Genomic DNA, 21,616 nt, shown 5'->3' with positions numbered 1-21,616 from the left:
CTTTTTTGGGTGATAAACATCAAGAGAAAAGCGTCCGGAAGCATAACAGCCATAGCGAAATGGGTAAAACTTTGTCGGCGGATGATGACAAATCTCAGCGAAAAAGAAACAATAGGCGGCATCAGGTTAACTTCACTTTGTTCCGGTCATCAGGACGTTAGCCATCTATACTCATATGCAGGATAAAAATATGCGGAGCAGGAGGAAAGCCATGCCCGGGCGCTTTGAACTGACATCTACCCTGGCGAAAATCTGGCACGCCCCGGATCATTTTCGCCTCCTGGACCCACTGCCCCCGATGCACCGCCGGGGAATTATCGCTGGCTTCCTGTTGGTTATCATCGGCATTCTGCTTCCCTCTGACGATAGCCAAAACCCGGCGACCACCAGCCGTGAAGCAAATCTGAATCTGCAGTCGCAGTCCCAGCCGCAAGCTGGCGGCAATCAGGCCGTTCCCCTGCCGCCGATCACCAATACGCCTACCGTGAGCGATGCCGACCAGATGGCACCGGTCGCCCCGGAGCCGATTCAGGATGAGCAACCGGACCAGGCGCAAACGCAACAGCCCGCTGCCTCCCAGCCCTATCAATCCTCATCGCAGCAGTCCGCGCCGGGCATTGAGCAACAGTGGCGAACCTATCGCATCGAGTCGGGCAAAACCCTGGCCCAGCTGTTCCGCGATCATGGGCTGCCGGCCACCGACGTCTACGCCATGGCGCAGGTTGAAGGCGCTGGTAAACCATTAAGCACGTTGCAGAGCGGACAGACGGTGCAGATTCGGCAGAACGCCAACGGCGTGGTCACCGGGCTCACTATTGATACCGGCAATGGTCAGCAGGTGCTGTTTACCCGCCAGTCGAATGGCAGTTTTGTGCGTGCGCGCTAGCAGAGAAGACGACAGCGAGCGTTACGCCGCCGCAAAATGAAGGGCTCTGGAAAGCAAAACGCCGGCACAAGGCCGGCGGTTTGTTGTTACCAGAACGTCAGATGCCGATTACTCAGCAACCACGTTGATGATAACTTTAGCGAATACTTCGCTGTGAACCTGGAAGTCCACTTCGTGCTCGCCAACGTTACGCAGAACGCCGTTCGGCAGGCGAACTTCGCTCTTAGCAACTTTAACGCCTGCTGCAGTGACAGCGTCAGCGATGTCGCGAGTACCGATGGAACCGAACAGTTTACCTTCGTCGCCAGCTTTAGACGCGATGGTTACGGATTCCAGGGCGTTGATCTGCGCAGCACGAGCTTCAGCAGCTGCCAGAACGTCAGCCAGTTTGGCTTCCAGTTCAGCGCGACGCGCTTCGAAGAATTCAACGTTTTTCTTGGTAGCAGGAACAGCTTTACCCTGCGGGACCAGGAAGTTACGAGCATAGCCCGCTTTAACGTTAACCTGATCACCCAGGCTACCCAGGTTTGCTACTTTATCAAGCAGAATAACTTGCATTACCTTATCCTCTCAAAGTCGTATTAATGGACCGTGACCGATTACTGATGACGATCAGTGTACGGCAGCAGGGACAGGTAGCGAGCGCGTTTGATAGCGCGTGCCAGCTGACGCTGATATTTTGCACGGGTACCGGTGATACGGCTCGGGACAATCTTACCGCTTTCGGTGATGTAGTTTTTCAGCGTAGCGATATCTTTATAGTCGATCTCTTGAACGCCTTCCGCGGTGAAACGGCAGAACTTGCGACGACGGAAATAACGTGCCATATGGCTAGTCTCCAGAATCTATCAATTCAATCTGCTCGGCATGCAGAACCATTTTGCTCAAGCCGTTCTTTGCCTTATGGCAAGAGATGAACCCTCGAACGGTTACTGCGCTACCGACCGTTATACTGTGAGTAATGGCCTGGTTCTCGTGACCGCTAATAATAACGGGCATCTGACACCATGCCTGCCGGTGAAAACCGGCTTCCTCCTGCACTGAACGATGCTCAAGCACGAACTGGCAGTGAGGAATTCCTGACGGGCTGACCTTACGAAGTGGAGTCCTGCAAATAATGCCGGACAGCTCCAGACGGTTGGTCATCAGGATTACTCTTCAGAATCCCCAGCTTCAGAATCATCTGCGGTTTCGTTGGCGAAATCTTCGCGACGCTCACGGCGCTCGTCTTTCGCTTTAACCATCGGAGATGCTTCGGTAACAGCGTGCTTAGTACGCATTACCATGCTGCGGATAACGGCGTCGTTGAAGCGGAAGTTAGTTTCCAGCTCATCGATCGCTTCCTGCGGCGCTTCAACGTTCATCAGAACGTAGTGAGCTTTGTGCAGTTTGTTGATCGGATAAGCCAGCTGACGGCGGCCCCAGTCTTCCAGACGGTGGATCGTACCTGCTGCTGCAGTGATTGCACCAGTGTAACGTTCGATCATGCCCGGAACCTGTTCGCTCTGGTCAGGATGGACCATAAAAACGATTTCGTAATGACGCATCGAATTGCTCCTTACGGATTATTCAGCCTCCTGTCTGGGTCAGCCGCGGCCCATGGAGGCAAGGAACGTGTTAAAGGGCGGCTGAAAAATTGACGCGTCATTCTAATGGCGGCCCCCCAGGAACACAAGCGCATTTGCACAAATAATTCGCACTATGCGTCAAGTTGCGCTAAGTGGGTGATTTAAAATTAACCAGCAAAGGAAGCGGCATTTTTTTGAACAACTGCATCAGAAAAGGTCGCCATGCGACGAACGCGCAGCGATTACACTTATATCAAAGCCCAACGACCACAGGAGAGCCCCCGAGTCAGCGTCAGGACTGTCAGTCAGGAGCGTAGTATATGAAACTGAAAATCATCGCCATGATGGCTGCGCTTTTCTTCAGCGCCAACGCGCTGGCAGCTATCCAAATCACCGAACGACAGGCCCGCAACATGGACGACGTGCAGAGCCTCGGCGTTATCTATATCAATCATAATATGGCCACTGAGCACGAGGCTGAACAGGCCCTTAGCCAGCTGAGCGATGCGCAGGGGGCGAAATACTTCCAGCCCATCCTGATGCATGAACCAGAAACCAACGGCCCGCTTCGCGCCAGCGCGGTGATATACCGCTAACGCCGGGCCCATTCTTCGCCTCTCCTCGCGAGGGGCGAAGCGAAACCCTCACCTAAACGCAATTGAGAATTATTTTACAAACCGACTTACCAGCGTCATCGCAACCTGATTTAATCAGCCACTCGCCATTTGATAATCAGGAGTGATTGATGGTTCCGCGTTTCGCCACCTTAGGCCGTATCCCCAAAGGCGTTTGGGTACTCGGCGGCGTCAGCCTGCTGATGGATGTCTCCTCCGAGATGATCCACAGCCTCTTACCGCTGTTTATGGCCACTACCCTCGGCGCCAGCGTGATAATTATCGGTCTTATCGAGGGGCTGGCGGAAGCCACCGCCCTGATCCTGAAGGTCTTCTCCGGCGCGATCAGCGACTATGTCGGCAAGCGTAAAGGACTGGCGCTGCTGGGCTACGGCCTGGGCGCGCTCAGCAAGCCGCTGTTTGCCATCGCCCCTACCGCCGGGGTGGTGTTTAGCGCCCGCATGATTGACCGCGTAGGCAAAGGTATTCGCGGCGCGCCGCGCGATGCGCTGGTCGCCGACGTCACCCCACCGGAGATCCGCGGCGCCGCCTACGGACTACGCCAGGCGCTGGATACCGTCGGCGCCTTTCTCGGCCCGCTGCTGGCGGTGCTGCTGATGTTTATCTGGGCCAACGATTTTCACGCTATTTTCTGGGTGGCGGTCATTCCCGCCGTGCTCTCCATTCTCCTGCTCGGATTCGGCCTACAGGAGCCAAAATCCGCCATCGCGCACAAACGCAGCAATCCGCTGAAGCGCGAAAACCTGAAAAAGCTCTCCGCCGCCTACTGGTGGGTGGTCGCGATCGGCAGCATTTTCACCCTCGCCCGCTTCAGCGAAGCCTTTCTGGTGCTGCGCGCCCAGCAGATGGAGATCCCGCTCTATACCATCCCGCTGGTGATGGTGGCGATGAACCTGGTCTACAGCCTCACGGCTTACCCGTTCGGTAAACTCTCAGACAGCATGAGCCACAGCAAACTGCTGCAGTGGGGGCTGCTGGTGCTGATCCTCGCCGATATCGTGCTGGCGCTCAGCGGCCACTGGAGCACGCTGCTGATCGGCGTCGCGCTGTGGGGGATTCATATGGGAATGACCCAGGGCCTGCTGGCGGCGATGGTCGCCCATACGGCGCCACCGGAGCTACGCGGCACGGCGTTCGGTATGTTTAATCTGATGAGTGGCCTGGCTCTGCTGCTGGCCAGCACCGGCGCGGGGGTACTGTGGGAAACCTTCGGCGCCGCCTCGACGTTTTACGCCGGGGCGATAATTTGCGTGGTCACGCTCATCGGCATGCGCGTGATGCCGTCGGCCTATCGTCAGGATTAAAAACGGCCCCGGGGCCAGACCAGTTGCTTCACCGTGAGGGGTGAAAGCCCCGGAGCGCGTCGTTTACTTCTGCCCGTAGTAGGCGTTCGGCCCGTGCTTACGCAGAAAATGTTTTTCCATCAGCCAGCTGTCAATCGGCTGCAGCTGCGGATTAATGCCGCGGGCAATCCACGCCATGCGCGCCACCTCTTCCATCACTACCGCGTTGTGCACCGCCTCGTGGGCGTCTTTCCCCCAGGAGAATGGCCCGTGCTGATAGACGACGATCCCCGGCGTATGCAACGGGTTTGCCTCACCCAGCGTTTCGATAATCACCTTTCCGGTGTTCAGCTCGTAGGCCTCATCCACCTCCTGCGCGCTAAGCGCCCGGGTGCAAGGGATATCGCCGAAGAAGTAGTCCGCATGAGTGGTGCCGAGCGCCGGGATCGCCAGCCCCGCCTGCGCCCAGGCGGTAGCGTGCGTCGAGTGGGTATGCACCACTCCGCCAAGGCCGGGATAACGGCGATAGAGTGCCAGATGGGTAGCGGTATCAGAGGAGGGACGCCAGCGTCCTTCCACCACGTTGCCCTGTAGATCGACCACCGTCATGTCATCGACGGTCATGGCGTCGTAGGCCACGCCGCTGGGTTTGATCGCCACCAGCCCGCGCTGCCGGTCAATCGCGCTGACATTGCCCCAGGTGAAGGTCACCAGGCCGTAGCGCGGCAGATCCATATTGGCCTCGAACACCTGCTGTTTCAGTTGTTGCATTACGCCGCCTCCATCAGCCCGGCGCGGGCCATCCGCGCTTTCACCCAGTCGCGCGCCTTCGCCACTTCCGCTAGCGGATCCGCGCTGCTTTCACTCCACATCTCAATCAGATACGGGCCGCAGTAGCCGGTCTGTTTGAGGGTTGCGAAGCAGCGTTCAAAATCGACGACCCCTTCGCCGAACGGCACGTTTTTAAAGACGCCGGGCCGGGTATCTTTGACGTGCACCGCCACGATGTGCCCCATGCCGGCCTGCAGCTCCATCTGGACGTCGTTATCCCACGCCGACAGATTGCCGATATCGGGATAAAGCTGGAACCACGGATTATTCAGGTAATGGGCGTAGCCCAGCGCTTTGCTGATCGAGTTCATCAACGGGTAGTCCATAATCTCCATCGCCAGGGTTACCTGGGCCCGGCTGGCCATCTCGACGCTCTCTTTCAGGCCATCGCGAAAGCGGCGCCGCGTCTCATCGTTCGCCTGCTGGTAATAGACGTCGTAACCTGCCAGCTGGATCACCCGGATCCCGACATCCTGCGCCAGCTGGATGGCTTTGCGCATGATTTCCAGCCCCTGAAGACGCACCGCGTCATCTTCGCTGCCCAGTGGAAAACGGCGATGGGCGCTCAGGCACATCGATGGCACCCGGACGCCGGTTTCGGCCACCGCCTTGACCAGCGCCAGACGCAGCTCCGGGCTCCAGTCCAGCCGCGCAAGGCGAGCGTCCGTTTCATCGAGGGACATTTCCACAAAATCAAAGCCCAGCGCTTTCGCCAGCTTTAGTCGCTCCAGCCAGCACTCCCCGGCGGGGAGCGCTTTTTCATAGATGCCGAGCGGAATTTGTTTCGCCAACATAGCCGCTCCTTAACCCCACAGCTGGGCGATAGAGCGTTTAAACTGGCGCGCCGCTTCCACCGGCGAAGCGGCATCGCGGATGCTGCGCCCGGCAATAAAGACGTGGATGGGGATGCCGGCGAACAGCGGCAGGTCCTCCAGCGCCAGGCCGCCGGTGACGGTCACTTTGAAGCCCATATCGGACAGACGCTTAATTGCGCTGATATCCGCCTCGCTCCACGCCACGCCCGCCGCCTGCGCGTCGCGGCTGCGGTGATAAACCACCTGCTGGATGCCCGCCTCGCGCCATGCCTGCGCCTGCTCCCAGGTCCAGAAGCCGGTTAGCTCGATCTGAACGTCGCCGTTGAACTCTTTGGCGACATCCAGCGCCCCTTTGGCGGTATTGATATCGGCGCAGCAGATCACCGTGACCCAGTCGGCGTTGGCTTCAAAGCACATTCGCGACAAAATCTTGCCGGCGTCGGCGATTTTGGCGTCCGCCAGCACAATTTTATGTGGATACAGCGCTTTCAGATCGCGCACCGCACGCACCCCTTCGCCGACGCAAAGGATGGTGCCGACTTCAATGATATCCACCTCTTCGGCGATCAGGCGGGTGGTCTCGTAGGCGCTGGCCAGCGTTTGGTTGTCCAGTGCGACCTGTAACATAGGTAATGACATGATAGTGTTCCTTTTAAACAGCCGCTGCGGTGGCGTTTTTAATTAAATCCAGCACTTCCTGCTCGCTGCGGCAGGCGCGTAAACGGTCGAAATTGGCTTCATCATCAAACAGATTAACGATCTGCATAATCCCCACCTCCTGGTGAGTGGTGGCGTCAACCGCCGCCATGGTGATCAGAATGTCGACCGGGTCATTATCTTCGTGGTTGAAAATCAGCGGTTTTTTCAGGGTCACCAGCGCAAACCCGGTTTTCCTGACGCCCTCTTCCGGCCGCCCGTGCGGCATCGCCAGCCCGGGGGCAATCACAAAATAGGGGCCGTGCTCGGCCACGCCGTCGAGAATGGCCTGGTAATAGCGCGGTTCCACGACGTCGGCGGCCACCAGCAGATCGACGCCGATTTTTACCGCCTCCTGCCAGGTTTCCGCTTCCGCCTGCAGGCGGATGGAGTGGTTCTGCGCCAGCGATTCATGAAGTTTCATGGCCGCTCCTTATTTCACGTCCTGCGGGAAGTGAGCTTTAATCACCTCCAGCAGCTTGGGACCGAAATCCGCTGGCGAAAGCATGTTACGCACGCCCACCACATGTTTATTACCGGAGACGGTAATCTCCCCCGCGATATGGGTTGAAGCGATGATGATATCCGCGCCGTTCAGCTCGCTTTTGTATTCACCTACCGCGCAGCTGTTTACCGTGTGGTCGATGTTGGATTGCGTCAGAAACTGGTCCACCTTCATTTTCATGATCATGGAACTGCCTTGCCCGTTACCACACACAGCCAGAATACGTACGGTCATAATCAGAACTCCTTATTGGGCAGAGGCCTCTGCCAGTTTTTTTTCCGCGTCCTCCTCGGCGCGCAGCGCGCGGCCGGCGAAGAACATATAAGCCAGTGCAATCAGGATGATGACGGCCATAAACGCCAGCCCGACGGAGGCGAAGCCCTGCATCATCGGCGGCGCCAGAATCGACCAGTCCGCCATCCCCATCCAGGCGCTCATGCCGGTGAGTTTCACCGCCCATACGCAACCGAATATTTCAATCATGCCCATCACCAGGCAGATTTTGAGCGCCGCGCGCCAGCCGCCAAAGTGGTTGGCAAAAACGCCAATCGTCGCGTTGGAGAAGAACATAGGGATAAAACCTGGAATAATCAGAATCGGGGAGCCGACGCCGACCAGAATGCCGACGGCAATCAGCTGACCGATGGTGCCCCACATAAAGCCCCAGACCACCGCATTCGGCGCGAAGCTATAGATAGCGGCGCAGTCGATCGCCAGCACCGCCCCGGGGATCAGACGCAGCGAGATACCGTTGAAGGCTTCGGACAGCTCGGCGACGAACATCCGCACGCCCTGAGTGATGATGAAAATCGCCACCGCGAAGGAGAAACCGGTCTGCAGGATATAGACCGTCCAGTGGGTTTTACCCGCCATCGCCTGCACCACGTCAATGCCGAAAGAGAGCAGGATCGCACCGAAGAAGATAGTCATCACAATCGCGGTGGAAACAATGTTGTCGTGGAAGATGTTCAGCCAGCCAGGCAGCTTGAGGTCTTCGACGCTCTCCTCTTTTTTCCCCAGCCAGGGCGCCACTTTGTAGGCAATCCACGAGGCGAACTGCTGCTGGTGCCCGATAGAAAAACCGCAGCCGTCGGTGACCAGCTGAGTAGGCTTGTACATCATATTGGAGGTAATGCCCCAGTAGAGTGACACCAACACCGCGGTGCAGATGATGGTGGTCCACATGGAGTAGCCGAAAATAAAGAACGAGACCGCAATCAGCCCCGCCTGCTGAAACATGATATGGCCCGTCAGCATGATGGTGCGGATGCCGGTAATCCGGCGCAGCAGGACGTAACAGATATTCAGCGCCAGCGCCAGCAGCACCGCGTAGCCCACCCAGCTATACGCCTCGCCCATCCGGTCGATGGTCGCCATCATCGAGGCATAGGTGTCAGAGATGGCGCCGTTAATGCCGTACACCTCTGACATTTTCGCCACCACCGGTTTAAAGGTGCTGGTGAGGATACCGGAGCCGGCTTGTAACAGCATGAAACCGATAATGGTTTTGATGGTGCCTTTGATAATCACGCTGACGCTTTTACGCAGCAGGATATAGCCCAGGCAGGTCACGATACCCAGCAGCAGCGGGGCATTAGTCATCACCTGATTAAAGAAAACGGTAAAGATGTTGTAGAGGATTGCCATAACACACTCCCGATGGTGAAGGCGCTGAACGCGCCTTACGCTCAGCATTTCTCGCTGCTCACTCTAATAATCAAAAGTAATCACAACAAGATTAAATTTGATTAAATGTGACGCACACCGCAATAATCCTTTCTTTCACTCAGGTTATTTCCATTCATTTATAATGAAACATAAATAAACATTTTAAATCATATAGATAAAACTAAAACCAAGGCACGTAAGCTGTGAAAAAGATGGGAGATCATGCGTATCAGATCGCAAAAGGGGTGGAAAACATGATTGCAATCCTGGAAGCACAGTGACAATATAAATCAAAACCAATCAAATAATGATTACTTTTGAAAATGCACGAGGAAGACCGCGATGAGTAAAGTACAGACCATCACCCGTGAATCATGGATCCTGAACACCTTTCCGGAATGGGGTAGCTGGCTGAATGAAGAGATTGAGCAGGAGCAGGTTGCGCCCGGCACCTTCGCCATGTGGTGGCTGGGCTGTACCGGCATCTGGTTGAAATCCGAAGGCGGCGCCAACGTCTGCGTCGATTTCTGGTGCGGCACCGGCAAGCAGAGCCACGGCAATCCACTGATGAAAACCGGCCATCAGATGCAGCGGATGGCAGGGGTGAAGAAGCTCCAGCCCAATCTGCGCACCACCCCGTTCGTGCTCGATCCATTCGCCATTCGCCAGATTGACGCGGTCCTCGCGACCCACGATCACAACGATCATATTGACGTCAACGTCGCCGCCGCCGTCATGCAGAACTGCCCGGCCGATGTGCCGTTTATCGGCCCGAAAACCTGCGTCGATATGTGGATCGGCTGGGGCGTGCCGAAAGCGCGCTGTATCGTCATGAAGCCCGGCGATGTCGTGAAGATTAAGGACATTGAGATCCACGCGCTCGACGCGTTCGACCGTACCGCGCTGATCACCCTCCCGGCGGATCAAATAGCCGCCGGCGTGCTGCCGGACGGGATGGACCAGCGCGCGGTCAACTATCTGTTTAAAACACCGGGCGGCAACCTGTACCACAGCGGCGATTCCCACTACTCCAACTACTACGCGAAACACGGCAACGAGCATCAGATTGACGTCGCCCTCGGCTCGTATGGCGAGAACCCGCGCGGGATCACCGACAAAATGACCAGCGCCGATATCCTGCGTATGGCGGAGTCGCTCAACGCGAAGGTGGTGATCCCGTTCCACCATGATATCTGGTCGAACTTTCAGGCCGATCCGCAGGAGATCCGCGTCCTGTGGGAGATGAAAAAAGATCGTCTGAAGTACGGCTTCAAGCCGTTTATCTGGCAGGTCGGCGGCAAATTTACCTGGCCGCTGGATAAAGACAATTTCGAATATCACTACCCGCGCGGCTTCGATGACTGCTTTACCATTGAGCCGGACCTGCCGTTCAAATCCTTCCTGTAAGCCGCCTCCGGCAGGCACTGCCTGCCGGAAATACCCCGCCGCAGGGTTAGTATTTTCACATGATTTCAAATATCATCTTTGCCGTTCACTTTTAATCGGATTCGCTCATGACGGAAGCGCAAAGGCACCAAATTCTGCTGGATCTGCTCGCCCAAACGGGGTTTGTTACCGTAGAGCAGGTGATGTCGCGGCTCGGGATCTCACCCGCAACGGCCCGACGTGATATCAACAAGCTGGATGAAAGCGGCAAACTGAAAAAGGTACGCAATGGCGCGGAAGCCATTAGCGAGCAGCGCCCCCGCTGGACGCCGATGAATATCCACCAGGCGCAGAATCTGGATGAAAAAGTGCGTATTGCGCGCGCCGCTTCGCAACTGATCGCGCCGGGTGAGAGCATCGTCATCAACTGCGGCTCCACCGCCTTTCTGCTGGGGCGTGAACTGTGCGGCAAACCGGTGCAGATCATCACTAACTATCTGCCGCTGGCCAACTACCTGATCGACCAGGAACACGACAGCGTGATTATCATGGGCGGGCAGTACAACCGCAGCCACGCCATCACCCTCAGCCCCCACGGCAGTGAAAACAGCCTCTATGCCGGGCACTGGATGTTCACCAGCGGCAAAGGGTTAACCGCCGAGGGGTTATACAAAACAGATATGTTGACCGCCATGGCCGAGCAGAAAATGCTCAGCGTGGTCGGCAAGCTGGCGGTGCTGGTCGACAGCAGCAAGATCGGCGAGCGCGCCGGGATGTTATTCAGCCAGGCCGGGCAAATTGACGTGGTGATCACCGGCAAACAGGCCGATGCCGCGATCCTCAAGCAGCTTGAGGACCAGGGCGTCAGCGTGATCCGCGTTTAAAGATGCTGCTGAAAAAAGGCGACCGTCGTGGCCAGCGCCTCCGGGGTGATGCGATGGCGGACGCCTTTCTGCCAGACGCAGGTCAGCCTGGCGGCAAGGTCGCTCTGCCTGAGCGCTTGCTCAAGACGGAAGGTCTCTTCCGGCGGCACCACGTCGTCGGCATCGCCATGCCAGAGCAACAGCGGCCGCCGGGCGAGCGACGCCAGCTGATGGCTGACATCCCATTCGCTGAGGCTGTCGCCATCAAAGCCAGGCGAGGGAAACAGGGTTTGCGACAGCGAACGAAAATAGCCTGATCCCATCAGGCAGGCGACGCTGTTCAGCTCGGGATGGTGCGTCATGATACCCAGGGCCGTCATTCCCCCCATCGACGCCCCCGCCACCGCCAGTCGCTCTCCTTCCAGCCAGCCTTCGGCGATAATCGCCTCACGCAGCGCGGGAAACTCGCTGAAATTCTGCTGCAGGATCGGCCAGAAGCGCTGCATCCGCCCGGTCTCATCACCGTGATAGCGCGCGCCATGCTCCGGCGCGTCCGGCATAATCACCCGGAAACCCGCCTGGGCCAGCGCCACCGCAAAGTAGCTGTAAACCAGTTTCGACGAGGTAAAGCCATGATAAAAGACGATACAGGGCAGTGGTTTGTCCAGACTCTCCTGCGGGCAGGCATGCAAAATTTCGCCACCGCCGAGGTTGCGCATTTCTAGTGCAATCATTTATCGTCTCCCTTCTCTATTGTGGTTAGGCGGCATGGGAAAATGCATTCACCAGGCAACCCAGTTTGCTACGATTCATAATGTTGAGAACCCGGTTACGCTTTCACAACATTTTCATTCGAAAATCGCGTCAGAGATAACAGTTCGGGAACATTCCCCGGAAATCCTGTTAAGGCTACCACTACACTATCACTATCAGGAAACGAGATATGGTTATGCGCAGGTTGTCTCCGTGGTTACTGGCTATCGTCCTCAGCGGGTGTAGTGCTCTGCAGGGAACGCCGGAAGCCCCGCCGCCCGCCACCGACCATCCGCAGGAGATCCAGCGCAACCAGACGGCTAGCCTGCAGAAAATGGCCACGGTGAGCGTACTGATGTACGGTTCGCCGATGGATGTCGAAGCGGCGCTGAAGGCCAAAGCAGAAGCGGCCAAAGCCGATTACTACGTCATCATCATGATCGATGACACCATGGTACCCGGCCAGTGGTATTCGCAGGCGATCCTCTATCGTCGATGACGAGGCGGTGTCTTTGAATCTGCTTTACATAGCTTTGCGTCCATTCACGTTCTCCTGTGCATAATAACGTTCGGCCAGCCACCTGGCAGGACGTTAGCAACGGACTGCCCTTGGGACTACGTGAAATGGAGCTGACGATGAAACGATCTTTTACCCTATCCAGCCTGCTGTTAACCACTGCGACGGCCAACACGTCCGCGCAGTCAGCCGAATTCGCCAGCGCGGATTGCGTTACCGGCCTGAATGAAATCGGTCTGATCTCCGTCGCTAATCTTTCCGGCAGCCAACAGGATGTGGAGCACGCCATTGCCCGCAAAGCGGACGAGCAAGGCGCCTCCTGGTATCGCATTATTCAGATGTACGAGGAACAACAGCCGGACAGCTGGCGCGTGCAGGCCATTCTCTACGCCTGAGGCGCCTGGCGCCCCCGCCCCATGGCCCGCAGCAGCAGGTCGTCGAGGGTCGGCGCGTCAAGACGTATGCCGCCGCGCGTGTCGAGCATCATCCGGCACCAGGCTTCGGCCAGCGGCGGCGAAGCGAAACGCAGCATCTGCGCCCCCGCCCCCAGACGATAGACCAGCCGGGCAATCTCTCTGCCCTGCTCTTCGGCGGGTCGTTTCAGCAATTGCTGCAGCTGACGCCATGCGCGGTCGAGATGGCGGTTCTGTCCTTTCACCTCCGCACACTCCGCGGCCAACAGCTCCATCGCCGCCGGCTGCTTGCTCAGCACCCGCATCACATCGAGGCACATAATATTGCCGGAGCCTTCCCAGATGCTATTGACCGGCATCTCGCGATACAACCGCGGCAACTCACTCTCCTCGCAATAGCCGATCCCTCCCAGGACTTCCATCGCCTCAGCGACAAACGGGATACCGGCCTTGCAGATGGCAAACTTGGCCGCAGGCGTAAACAGACGCGCCCAGGCGCTTTCCCGGGCATCATCCCGACGGTCCCAGGCTCGCGCCAGACGAAACAGAAACGCGGTCTGTCCTTCAAGACGGAGCGCCATTTGCCCCAGCAGCTGGCGCATCATCGGCTGATCGACCAGATTTTTACCGAACGCCTGACGCTGTAGCGCATGATACAGCGCTACGGAGAAGGCCCGGCGCATCAGGGCATGGCTGCCCAGCGCGCAGTCAAAGCGGGTGAGACCGCCCATCCTGAGGATCTGCCGCACGCCATCGCCCTCGTCACCCACCAGCCAGCCGCAGGCGTCATAAAACTCCACTTCGCTACTGGCGTTGGAGCGGTTGCCGAGCTTCTCTTTTAAGCGCTCCAGACGCACCCCGTTGCGCTGCCCGTCGGGCAGCAGGCGCGGCACAAAGAAGCACGACAGACCCGCAGGCGCCTGGGCCAGTACCAGGTGCGCATCGCTCTGCGGCACCGAAAAAAACCATTTGTGTCCCACCAGCCGGTAAAACCCTTCCGCTGTTTTCTCCGCGCGGGTGGTATTGCTCAGCACATCGGAGCCCCCTTGCTTCTCGGTCATCCCCATGCCAATCAGCAGACCGCGCTTCTGGTCGCCCGGCGCGAGGTGGGGATCGTAACGGTCGCTCAGCAGCGGCGACAGCCAGTCGCCAAAAGGCGCGGGCAGGGCGCGCTGCAGCAGGGGCGTCGCGGCGAAAGTCATGGTAATCGGGCACAGCGTTCCGGCCTCTACCTGGGCGTGAAGCAGAAAGCGAGCGGCGCGCGCGACAAACGCGCCTTCACGGGCATCCTCCTGCCAGGCGAGATTATGCACCCGGTTCGCGCACAGCCCCTGCATCAGCAGGTGCCAGGCGGGGTGGAAGCGAACGTCGTCCAGTCGGGCGCCGGTGGCGTCATAGCGCAGCAGCTCCGGCGGGTTGCTGTTGGCCAGGCGTCCCAGCTCCAGCGATTCTGCGGTCCCCAGCTGCTGGCCAATGCTGGCGAGCAGATCGCCATCCCAGCCGGCGCCTTCGCGGACCACCGCTTCACGCAGAGCGGTATCGGACAGGAACAGATTGCTGTTATTCAGCGGGGTCGGTTGATTAAAAACGGTGTGGGTTTGCCAGTGCATCGTGTCTCCCTCCATCAATGGCGATAAGCCTAAGTATGGTTATCCGGGGGGATACTCGCCCGCGAGAGCGGTCACAAAAAAGCCATCCCGAAGGATGGCTTTTCAGTTTCGTCAGCGGGTCAGCTTAGCTGCGCTGGCGTACCGCCTCAAACAGGCAGATGCCGGTGGCCACCGAGACGTTCAGCGAGGAGACGCTGCCCGCCATCGGAATGCTGATCAGCTCATCGCAGTGCTCGCGGGTCAGGCGGCGCATGCCTTCGCCTTCCGCGCCCATCACCAGCGCCATCGGCCCGGTCATTTTGCTCTGGAACAGCGTATGGTCGGCTTCACCTGCGGTTCCAACGATCCAGACGTTCTCCTCCTGCAACAGACGCATGGTGCGCGCCAGGTTGGTGACACGGATCAGCGGGACGTTCTCCGCCGCGCCGCAGGCCACTTTCTTCGCCGTCGCATTCAGCTGCGCGGAACGATCTTTTGGCACAATCACCGCGTGCACGCCGGCAGCATCGGCGCTGCGCAGGCAGGCGCCGAGGTTATGCGGATCGGTCACACCGTCAAGGATCAACAGGAACGGCTGATCGAGCTGCGCCAGCAGATCCGGCAGATCATTCTCTTGATACTGACGCCCCGGCTTCACGCGGGCAATGATCCCCTGGTGTACCGCGCCTTCGCTCTTCTCATCGAGAAACTGGCGGTTGGCCAGCTGAATCACCACGCCCTGCGCTTCCAGAGCGTGGATCAGCGGCAGCAGGCGCTTATCCTCACGGCCTTTCAGAATATAAACTTCCTGAAAACGCTCAGGTGCGCGCTCCAGCAGTGCCTGCACCGCATGGATGCCGTAAATCATTTCACTCATTGATGTACTCGTTTTAGGTTCTGTTATCCGCCCTTCACCCCGTCCTGCGTCAGCAGACTTCAGGATGAAGGGTGGTCAATCACTCGGCGCTCTTCTTCTTTGCCGCGCGCTTGGCTTTGGTGGCGGCGGCGATTTTCTGCGTTTTCGCCGACGGTTTTTTCGCTTTCTTCTCGCCTTTCGGCTTCGCTTTCGCCTGGTCTTTTTCTTTGCGGAACGCGCTGTCCGGCTCGAAGTTCACCTGCTTACCGACCTGACGACGACGGCCGCCCGGTTTGCCGGAGGTGCTCTTTTTCGCTTTCTCACGGGCGGTTTTGCCGACATTACGCGGCGCGCGCTCGCTGGAGATTAGGGTAAAGTCGATTTTACGCTCGTCCATGTTGACCGCTTCCACACGGACTTCCACGCGGTCGCCCAGGCGATAAGTCTGCCCGCCGGACTCGCCGATCAGACGCTGCCCCACCTGGTCGAAACGATAGTAGTCGTTATCCAGAGAGGAAACATGCACCAGGCCGTCGATAAACAGATCGTTGAGACGGACGAAGAAGCCAAAGCCGGTCACGCTGGCGATAACCCCGGAGAAGATGTTGCCTACCTGATCCTGCATGAAGTCGCACTTCAGCCAGTCGGAGACTTCGCGCGTCGCTTCATCAGCGCGGCGTTCGGTCATCGAGCAGTGCTCGCCCAGCTGCAGCATCTCTTCCATGCTGTAGTGCCAGCCGCCGGTCTCCGTGCTGTTGCCTTTATGCCCCTGCTCTTTGGCCAGCAGATATTTGATGGCGCGGTGCAGCGACAGATCCGGGTAACGACGGATCGGCGAGGTGAAGTGAGCATAGGACTGCAGCGCGAGGCCAAAGTGGCCGCGGTTTTCCGGATCGTAGACCGCCTGCTTCATCGACCGCAGGAGCATCGTCTGAAGCATCTCCGCATCCGGGCGATCGGCGATGGAGGTCAGCAGTTCGGCGTAATCGCGCGGCTCCGGCTTGTTGCCGCCAGGCAGTTCCAGCCCCAGCTCCGCCAGCACGCTGCGGAACGCGGTAATCGCCTCGGTGCTCGGCTTATCGTGAATACGGAACAGCGCCGGCTCCTGCGCCTTCTCAACGAAGCGCGCGGCGGAGATGTTCGCCAGGATCATGCACTCTTCAATCAGCTTGTGCGCATCGTTCCGCTGGGTCTGTTCGATACGCTCGATACGGCGCTCGGCGTTGAAGATGAATTTAGCTTCTTCACTTTCAAATGAGATACCGCCGCGCTCTTCGCGGGCGCCATCCAGCACCTTGTAGAGGTTATGCAGTTCTTCAATATGCTTCACCAGCGGCGCGTAGTGCTCGCGCAGCTCCTGGTCGCCCTGCAGTATATGCCACACCTTGGTATAGGTCAGGCGAGCATGTGAACTCATCACCGCTTCATAGAATTTATAACCGGTCAGACGGCCTTTTGACGAAATCGTCATCTCGCACACCATGCACAGGCGATCGACCTGCGGGTTCAGCGAGCACAGACCGTTAGACAACACTTCCGGCAGCATCGGTACCACCTGCGACGGGAAGTAGACCGAGGTTCCACGGCTGCGCGCTTCCGCGTCCAGCGGCGTCCCCGGACGCACGTAGTAGCTGACGTCGGCAATGGCTACCCACAGGCGCCAGCCGCCGCCGCGTTTCTTCTCGCAGTACACTGCGTCATCGAAGTCGCGGGCATCTTCACCGTCAATAGTGACCAGCGGCAGGGAGCGCAGATCGACGCGCCCGGCTTTCGCCTCTTCCGGCACCTGCTCTTTCAGGCCGGAAACCTGATTTTCTACCGCCGGCGGCCAGACGTACGGAATTTCATGGGTGCGCAGCGCCATATCGACAGCCATGCCGGTACCCATGTTGTCGCCCAGCACTTCGACGATTTTCCCCACGGCTTTGGTGCGGCGGGTCGGGCGCTGGGTCAGCTCGACCACCACCACGTAGCCCATCCGCGCGCCCATAATCTCTTCCGGCGGGATCAGGATATCGAAGCTGAGGCGACTGTCGTCCGGGACGACGAAACCGACGCCAGCGTCGGTAAAGTAGCGGCCAACAATCTGGCTGGTTTTCGGCACCAGGACGCGGACGATGCGCGCTTCGCGGCGGCCCTTGCGGTCCGCGCCCAGCGGTTGGGCCAGCACCTGGTCGCCATGAATACAGGTTTTCATCTGCTCTGACGACAGGTACAGATCGTCTTTGCGCCCTTCAACACGCAGGAAACCATAGCCATCACGGTGACCAATAACGGTTCCTTTGAGGAGATCAAGGCGCTCCGGCAGCGCATAGCACTGACGGCGGGTGAAGACCAGCTGACCGTCGCGTTCCATCGCGCGCAGGCGGCGGCGCAGCGCTTCGGTTTGCTCTTCGCCCTCGATATTTAACTCGATGGCCAGCTCATCGCGGCTGGCGGGCTTTTCCCGTTTGGTTAAATGTTCGAGGATAAATTCCCGGCTCGGGATTGGGTTCGCGTACTTCTCAGCTTCGCGTTCCTGGAATGGATCTTGTGACATATCGGTTCCTCCGTTGTCATCTCCGGCAGAGTGGCGTCACTCCACCAGCAATAATTTATAAAGCGGTTGATTCTTCTCAACCAAATCAGCCAGCGTATAGTTATCCAGTTCCTTGAGAAAACTCTGCGCGGCTTCAGCTAGTGCCTGTTTCAGACGACAGGCTGGTGTAATGTGGCAAAACTCGCTGCTGCAGTTGACCAGCGATAAGGGTTCCAGGTCGCGTACCACGTCACCGACGCGGATCTGTCCAGCTGGTTTGCCGAGGCGAATGCCCCCGTTCTTCCCCCGCACGGCAGTCACATAGCCCATGCGACTTAACTGATTGATTATTTTAACCATATGATTACGGGAGACGCCATAGACCTCGGTTACTTCCGAGATACTGGTCATCCGTCCTTCCGGCAGCGACGCCATATAAATCAGCGCCCGTAGTCCGTAATCGGTGAAACTCGTTAACTGCACATAAACCTCAGGGAAAAGAAAACAGGGTATGTCGAGCGACATCATTATTATTGATGATAAACCAGCCAGCGCTCAGGCCGCTAATTTATTTAAAATGGGGCGGGCGAACAGCAAAAACAAGGGCGCCTGAACGGCGCCCCTTGCGAGTGATTATGCGTCGAACGGGTCGCGCAGAATCATGGTCTCGGAACGGTCTGGACCAGTAGAGATGATATCAACCGGTACGCCGGTCAGCTCTTCAATACGCTGGATGTAGTTCAGCGCTGCCTGCGGCAGGCCGCTGCGCTCTTTCACGCCGAAAGTGGTTTCAGACCAGCCCGGCATGGTTTCGTAGATAGGCTCGATACCTTCCCAGTTGTCGGCTGCCAGCGGAGTGGTGGTCACTTCGCGGCCATCCGGCATACGGTAGCCGACGCAGATTTTCACTTCTTTCAGGCCGTCGAGGACGTCCAGTTTAGTCAGGCAGAAGCCGGACAGGGAGTTAATCTGCACCGCGCGACGAACCGCGACAGCGTCCAGCCAGCCGGTACGACGACGACGACCGGTGGTGGCGCCGAATTCGTTACCCTGCTTGCAGAGGAACTCGCCGGTCTCATCAAACAGCTCGGTCGGGAACGGACCCGCGCCGACGCGAGTCGAGTAAGCTTTGATGATACCCAGAACGTAATCCACATAACGCGGGCCCAGGCCGGAGCCGGTCGCCACGCCACCCGCGGTGGTATTGGAAGAGGTTACGTACGGATAGGTACCGTGGTCGATATCCAGCAGCGTGCCCTGCGCGCCTTCGAACATTACGAAGTCGCCACGTTTACGCGCCTGATCCAGCAGGTCGGAAACGTCTACCACCATGCCGGTCAGGATGTCGGCAATCGCCATCACATCGTCCAGCACTTTCTGGTAGTCAACCGCTTCTGCTTTGTAGAAATTCACCAGCTGGAAGTTGTGATATTCCATCACTTCTTTCAGTTTATCGGCGAAGGTTGCTTTATCGAACAGATCGCCAACGCGCAAACCGCGACGAGCGACTTTATCTTCGTAAGCCGGGCCGATGCCGCGACCGGTGGTGCCGATCGCCTTCGCGCCGCGCGCTTTTTCACGCGCCACGTCCAGCGCCACGTGATAGTCAAGGATAAGCGGGCAGGCTTCAGAGAGCAGCAGACGCTCGCGAACCGGGATACCACGGTCTTCCAGGCCCTTCATCTCTTTCATCAGCGCAGCCGGAGACAGCACGACGCCGTTACCGATGATGCTGGTGACGTTTTCACGCAGAATGCCTGATGGAATAAGATGGAGAACGGTTTTTTCACCGTTGATTACGAGAGTATGGCCGGCGTTGTGACCACCCTGGTAGCGCACAACATATTTAGCCCGTTCTGTCAGGAGATCGACGATCTTCCCTTTACCTTCGTCACCCCATTGGGTGCCCAGTACGACGACGTTGTTACCCATTTTTCAAAATCACCGTTTGCTTAAAAATGGATTCTACCATCGCTTTTTCAGAGTTACAGCACTTTTTGCATCCAAAATAAGGCAAATCCGACCACTTTTTGATCAGCCAATCGATTTCCTCAACATGTAGTAGATCACAATCCCGGCAACCACAAGTCCGCCGCCAAAGCGCCGCAATAAATTATCCGGGAGCTGGCTCAGGCTGGCGACCATCTTGCGCCAGGCGCGCGGATAAAGTAGCGGGCCAAGCCCTTCGAGTACTAAAACCAGCGCCAGCGCCAGCCAAATGGTGGAGTTCATCGTCAACCCTAATTGAAAAGTATCATCGCCGCCTTCGCAGGCGTCATCGGCCAGCATAGTGAATGCATTCACTCAATTCACATTGTCCCGTATTTCCTCTTCATTATGAACCGGAAAGGTGAAACAAAATTCATAACCAGTTGTATTGCTGTCTATTTTTTAAATTGCAACTATGCCGTCGCGTACTACAACCCGGTACGTCTACATAATCAGGAAGATTATCATGAGAGAATTAACCGCATTTGAAATCGAAAATGTGAGCGGCGCTGGCTGGTTACAGGATGGCCTGGCAACCTTAGGCAGTAAGGTTGGTGCCGCCGTATGGACGATGGGCACCGATGCCCTGAGCATCAACCTGCCGCTGATTGGCACCATTAATCTGGCCGATCTGGCGCCGGACCTGGGCAAAACCCTGGGCGAAAGCGTTGGCTCATCTATCGGCGGCACCATCGAGAGTACGCTGGCGAGCCTGCCGGTGATCGGTGGCCTGCTAAACAAGCTGCTCGGCAACTAATTCACGCCGTCGTAGCATAAAAAAGGCGCCTGTCTCAGGCGCCTTTTTGCATTAACCACTGTAGGTTACTGTCATCTTCGACTTATTTACGCACCGAATCCGGTGAACGCATATAGCGGAAGAAATCGCTATCCGGGCTCAGGACCATGACATCCTGATTGCTCTGGAAGCTCTTCTCATAGGCGCGCAGGCTACGAATAAAGGAATAGAAGCCTGGATCCTGACTGAACGCGTCGGCAAACAGTTTTGCCGATTCCGCATCGCCTTCACCACGCAGGATACGACCCTGCCGCTCGGCTTCCGCCAGCGTCTTGGTGACTTCATAGTCCGCGGTCGCGCGCAGTTTTTCTGCCTCTTCCTGGCCCTGTGAACGGTGACGACGGGCAACCGCTTCACGCTCCGCGCGCATACGGTTATAGATCGCTTCCGACACTTCCGCCGGCAGGTTGATCTGTTTGATACGCACGTCGACCACTTCAATACCCAGCGCCGCCATACTGTTCGGGTTGATCACCTGCACTTTGCCGTTGGTTTCCGCTTCCACGCGCTCTGCCGCTTTGGCAATCGCATCGTCAGCCGCCGGCGTGCTAACCTCGTCTTCCGTACCGGCCGACCCTGAGTTCAGCGCATCACGCACTTCCAGCGTCAGGCGGCCACGGGAATCGGTGACGATGTCTTTCACATCCAGACGACCAATTTCAGAACGCAGACGGTCCGAGAATTTACGCTTCAGCAGCACCTCGGCCTGGGAGACGTCGCCGCCGCCGGTGGCCAGGTAGTAACGGCTGAAGTCGCTGATACGCCACTTGATATAGGAGTCGACGATCAGGTCTTTCTTCTCTTTAGTAACGAAACGGTCAGCCTGGTTGTCCATGGTCTGAATACGCGCATCCAGCATCTTCACCGATTCGATAAACGGGATCTTGAAGTGCAGGCCTGGCGCATACACCAGCGGCTTGTTTTCGTCGTCGCGCAGAACTTTACCGAAACGCAGCGTGATACCGCGCTCGCCTTCCTTGACGACAAAGACAGACATGTAGAGCACTACCAGCACGATGACAATGATTGCGATAACAGATTTACGCATC

26 protein-coding genes are annotated in these 21,616 nt (G+C 57.7%); 8 read left to right on the top strand and 18 right to left on the bottom strand.

Features of this window, described 5'->3' with window-relative positions:
• Positions 1-211: 211 nt before the first annotated feature.
• Positions 212-886, top strand: a complete 675-nt coding sequence (locus tag GQR96_RS02185) for a LysM-like peptidoglycan-binding domain-containing protein (protein ID WP_023319573.1) — start codon at positions 212-214, stop codon at positions 884-886.
• 108 nt (positions 887-994) lie between these two features.
• Here GQR96_RS02185 and rplI read toward each other — a convergent pair whose 3' ends face one another.
• The 4 genes from rplI to rpsF are packed head-to-tail and all read right to left on the bottom strand — an operon-like array spanning position 995 to position 2,433.
• Positions 995-1,444, bottom strand: a complete 450-nt coding sequence (gene rplI / locus GQR96_RS02180) for a 50S ribosomal protein L9 (protein ID WP_004206464.1) — start codon at positions 1,442-1,444, stop codon at positions 995-997.
• 41 nt (positions 1,445-1,485) lie between these two features.
• On the bottom strand, positions 1,486-1,713 hold the full coding sequence (gene rpsR, locus GQR96_RS02175) for a 30S ribosomal protein S18 (protein ID WP_000135199.1): 228 nt from the start codon (positions 1,711-1,713) through the stop codon (positions 1,486-1,488).
• Between the two features lie 4 nt (positions 1,714-1,717).
• Complete coding sequence (gene priB / locus GQR96_RS02170) at positions 1,718-2,032, bottom strand: primosomal replication protein N (RefSeq protein ID WP_002885722.1); 315 nt, start codon at positions 2,030-2,032, stop codon at positions 1,718-1,720.
• Between the two features lie 5 nt (positions 2,033-2,037).
• Entirely contained in the window at positions 2,038-2,433 is a 396-nt protein-coding gene (gene rpsF / locus GQR96_RS02165; RefSeq protein WP_002885691.1) for a 30S ribosomal protein S6, read from the bottom strand.
• Between the two features lie 341 nt (positions 2,434-2,774).
• On the opposite strand from rpsF, the gene GQR96_RS02160 reads away from it, so the two are divergent.
• Together GQR96_RS02160 and GQR96_RS02155 are read left to right on the top strand one after the other, a co-directional pair.
• Positions 2,775-3,050 carry a YdgH/BhsA/McbA family protein gene (locus GQR96_RS02160; RefSeq protein WP_004206463.1) on the top strand — a complete coding sequence of 92 codons (276 nt, stop codon included), beginning with the start codon at positions 2,775-2,777 and terminating at the stop codon, positions 3,048-3,050.
• Positions 3,051-3,199: 149 nt separating this feature from the next.
• Entirely contained in the window at positions 3,200-4,393 is a 1,194-nt protein-coding gene (locus GQR96_RS02155) for an MFS transporter (protein ID WP_004177693.1), read from the top strand.
• Positions 4,394-4,456: 63 nt separating this feature from the next.
• Here the strand turns inward: GQR96_RS02155 and GQR96_RS02150 are convergent, their stop codons facing one another.
• Genes GQR96_RS02150 through ulaA form a run of 6 tightly spaced genes read right to left on the bottom strand, consistent with a single transcriptional unit; the run spans position 4,457 to position 8,866 of the window.
• Positions 4,457-5,143, bottom strand: a complete 687-nt coding sequence (locus tag GQR96_RS02150) for an L-ribulose-5-phosphate 4-epimerase (protein WP_004206461.1) — start codon at positions 5,141-5,143, stop codon at positions 4,457-4,459.
• Positions 5,143-5,997 carry an L-ribulose-5-phosphate 3-epimerase gene (locus GQR96_RS02145; protein ID WP_065878177.1) on the bottom strand — a complete coding sequence of 285 codons (855 nt, stop codon included), beginning with the start codon at positions 5,995-5,997 and terminating at the stop codon, positions 5,143-5,145. Before GQR96_RS02145 ends, GQR96_RS02150 begins: the two co-directional genes overlap by 1 nt.
• Positions 5,998-6,006: 9 nt before the next feature.
• A complete protein-coding gene (gene ulaD, locus GQR96_RS02140; RefSeq protein WP_008807179.1) occupies positions 6,007-6,657 on the bottom strand; it encodes a 3-keto-L-gulonate-6-phosphate decarboxylase UlaD in 651 nt (216 codons plus the stop codon).
• A 13-nt stretch (positions 6,658-6,670) separates the two neighbouring features.
• Positions 6,671-7,138 (bottom strand): PTS ascorbate transporter subunit IIA, encoded by a 468-nt coding sequence (gene ulaC, locus GQR96_RS02135; RefSeq protein ID WP_023319570.1) that lies wholly within the window; start codon positions 7,136-7,138, stop codon positions 6,671-6,673.
• 9 nt (positions 7,139-7,147) lie between these two features.
• Positions 7,148-7,453: a PTS ascorbate transporter subunit IIB gene (gene ulaB, locus GQR96_RS02130; RefSeq protein ID WP_002885682.1), complete on the bottom strand. Its 306-nt coding sequence runs from the start codon at positions 7,451-7,453 to the stop codon at positions 7,148-7,150.
• Positions 7,454-7,465: 12 nt separating this feature from the next.
• On the bottom strand, positions 7,466-8,866 hold the full coding sequence (gene ulaA / locus GQR96_RS02125) for a PTS ascorbate transporter subunit IIC (RefSeq protein ID WP_017900593.1): 1,401 nt from the start codon (positions 8,864-8,866) through the stop codon (positions 7,466-7,468).
• Between the two features lie 363 nt (positions 8,867-9,229).
• Here ulaA and ulaG point away from each other — a divergent pair, with 363 nt between their 5' ends.
• Together ulaG and ulaR are read left to right on the top strand one after the other, a co-directional pair.
• The gene (ulaG, locus tag GQR96_RS02120; RefSeq protein WP_049003758.1) at positions 9,230-10,294 is read left to right on the top strand and encodes an L-ascorbate 6-phosphate lactonase; all 1,065 of its coding nucleotides are present in this window, start codon (positions 9,230-9,232) and stop codon (positions 10,292-10,294) included.
• Between the two features lie 107 nt (positions 10,295-10,401).
• Positions 10,402-11,157, top strand: a complete 756-nt coding sequence (gene ulaR / locus GQR96_RS02115; RefSeq protein ID WP_004206453.1) for an HTH-type transcriptional regulator UlaR — start codon at positions 10,402-10,404, stop codon at positions 11,155-11,157.
• Here the strand turns inward: ulaR and yjfP are convergent.
• Positions 11,154-11,870 (bottom strand): esterase, encoded by a 717-nt coding sequence (gene yjfP, locus GQR96_RS02110; protein WP_004206452.1) that lies wholly within the window; start codon positions 11,868-11,870, stop codon positions 11,154-11,156. The genes ulaR and yjfP overlap by 4 nt on opposite strands.
• A gap of 209 nt (positions 11,871-12,079) precedes the next feature.
• Between yjfP and bsmA the strand changes: the two genes are divergently transcribed.
• Both bsmA and yjfN read left to right on the top strand, forming a co-directional pair.
• A complete protein-coding gene (bsmA, locus tag GQR96_RS02105) occupies positions 12,080-12,388 on the top strand; it encodes a biofilm peroxide resistance protein BsmA (protein ID WP_065878178.1) in 309 nt (102 codons plus the stop codon).
• A 137-nt stretch (positions 12,389-12,525) separates the two neighbouring features.
• Entirely contained in the window at positions 12,526-12,801 is a 276-nt protein-coding gene (gene yjfN / locus GQR96_RS02100) for a DUF1471 family protease activator YjfN (protein WP_004206450.1), read from the top strand.
• On the opposite strand, the gene GQR96_RS02095 is transcribed toward yjfN, so the two are convergent.
• The 6 genes from GQR96_RS02095 to GQR96_RS02070 all read right to left on the bottom strand — a co-directional run bounded on the left by GQR96_RS02095 (position 12,792) and on the right by GQR96_RS02070 (position 20,014).
• The gene (locus GQR96_RS02095; protein ID WP_023319565.1) at positions 12,792-14,429 is read right to left on the bottom strand and encodes an isovaleryl-CoA dehydrogenase; all 1,638 of its coding nucleotides are present in this window, start codon (positions 14,427-14,429) and stop codon (positions 12,792-12,794) included. The two genes, yjfN and GQR96_RS02095, sit on opposite strands and share 10 nt — an antisense overlap.
• Before the next feature lie 124 nt (positions 14,430-14,553).
• The gene (gene rlmB / locus GQR96_RS02090) at positions 14,554-15,285 is read right to left on the bottom strand and encodes a 23S rRNA (guanosine(2251)-2'-O)-methyltransferase RlmB (RefSeq protein ID WP_002885669.1); all 732 of its coding nucleotides are present in this window, start codon (positions 15,283-15,285) and stop codon (positions 14,554-14,556) included.
• 79 nt (positions 15,286-15,364) lie between these two features.
• Positions 15,365-17,803, bottom strand: coding sequence for a ribonuclease R (gene rnr, locus GQR96_RS02085; RefSeq protein WP_004206447.1), 2,439 nt, complete (start codon positions 17,801-17,803; stop codon positions 15,365-15,367).
• A 36-nt stretch (positions 17,804-17,839) separates the two neighbouring features.
• On the bottom strand, positions 17,840-18,265 hold the full coding sequence (gene nsrR, locus GQR96_RS02080) for a nitric oxide-sensing transcriptional repressor NsrR (RefSeq protein ID WP_002885667.1): 426 nt from the start codon (positions 18,263-18,265) through the stop codon (positions 17,840-17,842).
• A 150-nt stretch (positions 18,266-18,415) separates the two neighbouring features.
• Positions 18,416-19,714, bottom strand: a complete 1,299-nt coding sequence (locus GQR96_RS02075; RefSeq protein WP_004206445.1) for an adenylosuccinate synthase — start codon at positions 19,712-19,714, stop codon at positions 18,416-18,418.
• Between the two features lie 102 nt (positions 19,715-19,816).
• Positions 19,817-20,014 (bottom strand): DUF2065 domain-containing protein, encoded by a 198-nt coding sequence (locus GQR96_RS02070; RefSeq protein ID WP_002885664.1) that lies wholly within the window; start codon positions 20,012-20,014, stop codon positions 19,817-19,819.
• Positions 20,015-20,237: 223 nt separating this feature from the next.
• Between GQR96_RS02070 and GQR96_RS02065 the strand changes: the two genes are divergently transcribed.
• On the top strand, positions 20,238-20,528 hold the full coding sequence (locus tag GQR96_RS02065; RefSeq protein WP_049092064.1) for a hypothetical protein: 291 nt from the start codon (positions 20,238-20,240) through the stop codon (positions 20,526-20,528).
• 82 nt (positions 20,529-20,610) lie between these two features.
• Here GQR96_RS02065 and hflC read toward each other — a convergent pair whose 3' ends face one another.
• Positions 20,611-21,615, bottom strand: coding sequence for a protease modulator HflC (gene hflC / locus GQR96_RS02060; RefSeq protein ID WP_004192484.1), 1,005 nt, complete (start codon positions 21,613-21,615; stop codon positions 20,611-20,613).
• Between the last annotated feature and the right edge of the window lies 1 nt (position 21,616).

The sequence above is a fragment of the Klebsiella sp. PCX genome (assembly GCF_021869705.1).
Taxonomy (GTDB): Bacteria; Pseudomonadota; Gammaproteobacteria; order Enterobacterales; family Enterobacteriaceae; genus Klebsiella; species Klebsiella quasipneumoniae.
The sequence above is the reverse complement of the archived record's forward strand: the minus strand, read 5'-3'. Positions and strand labels throughout refer to the sequence as shown.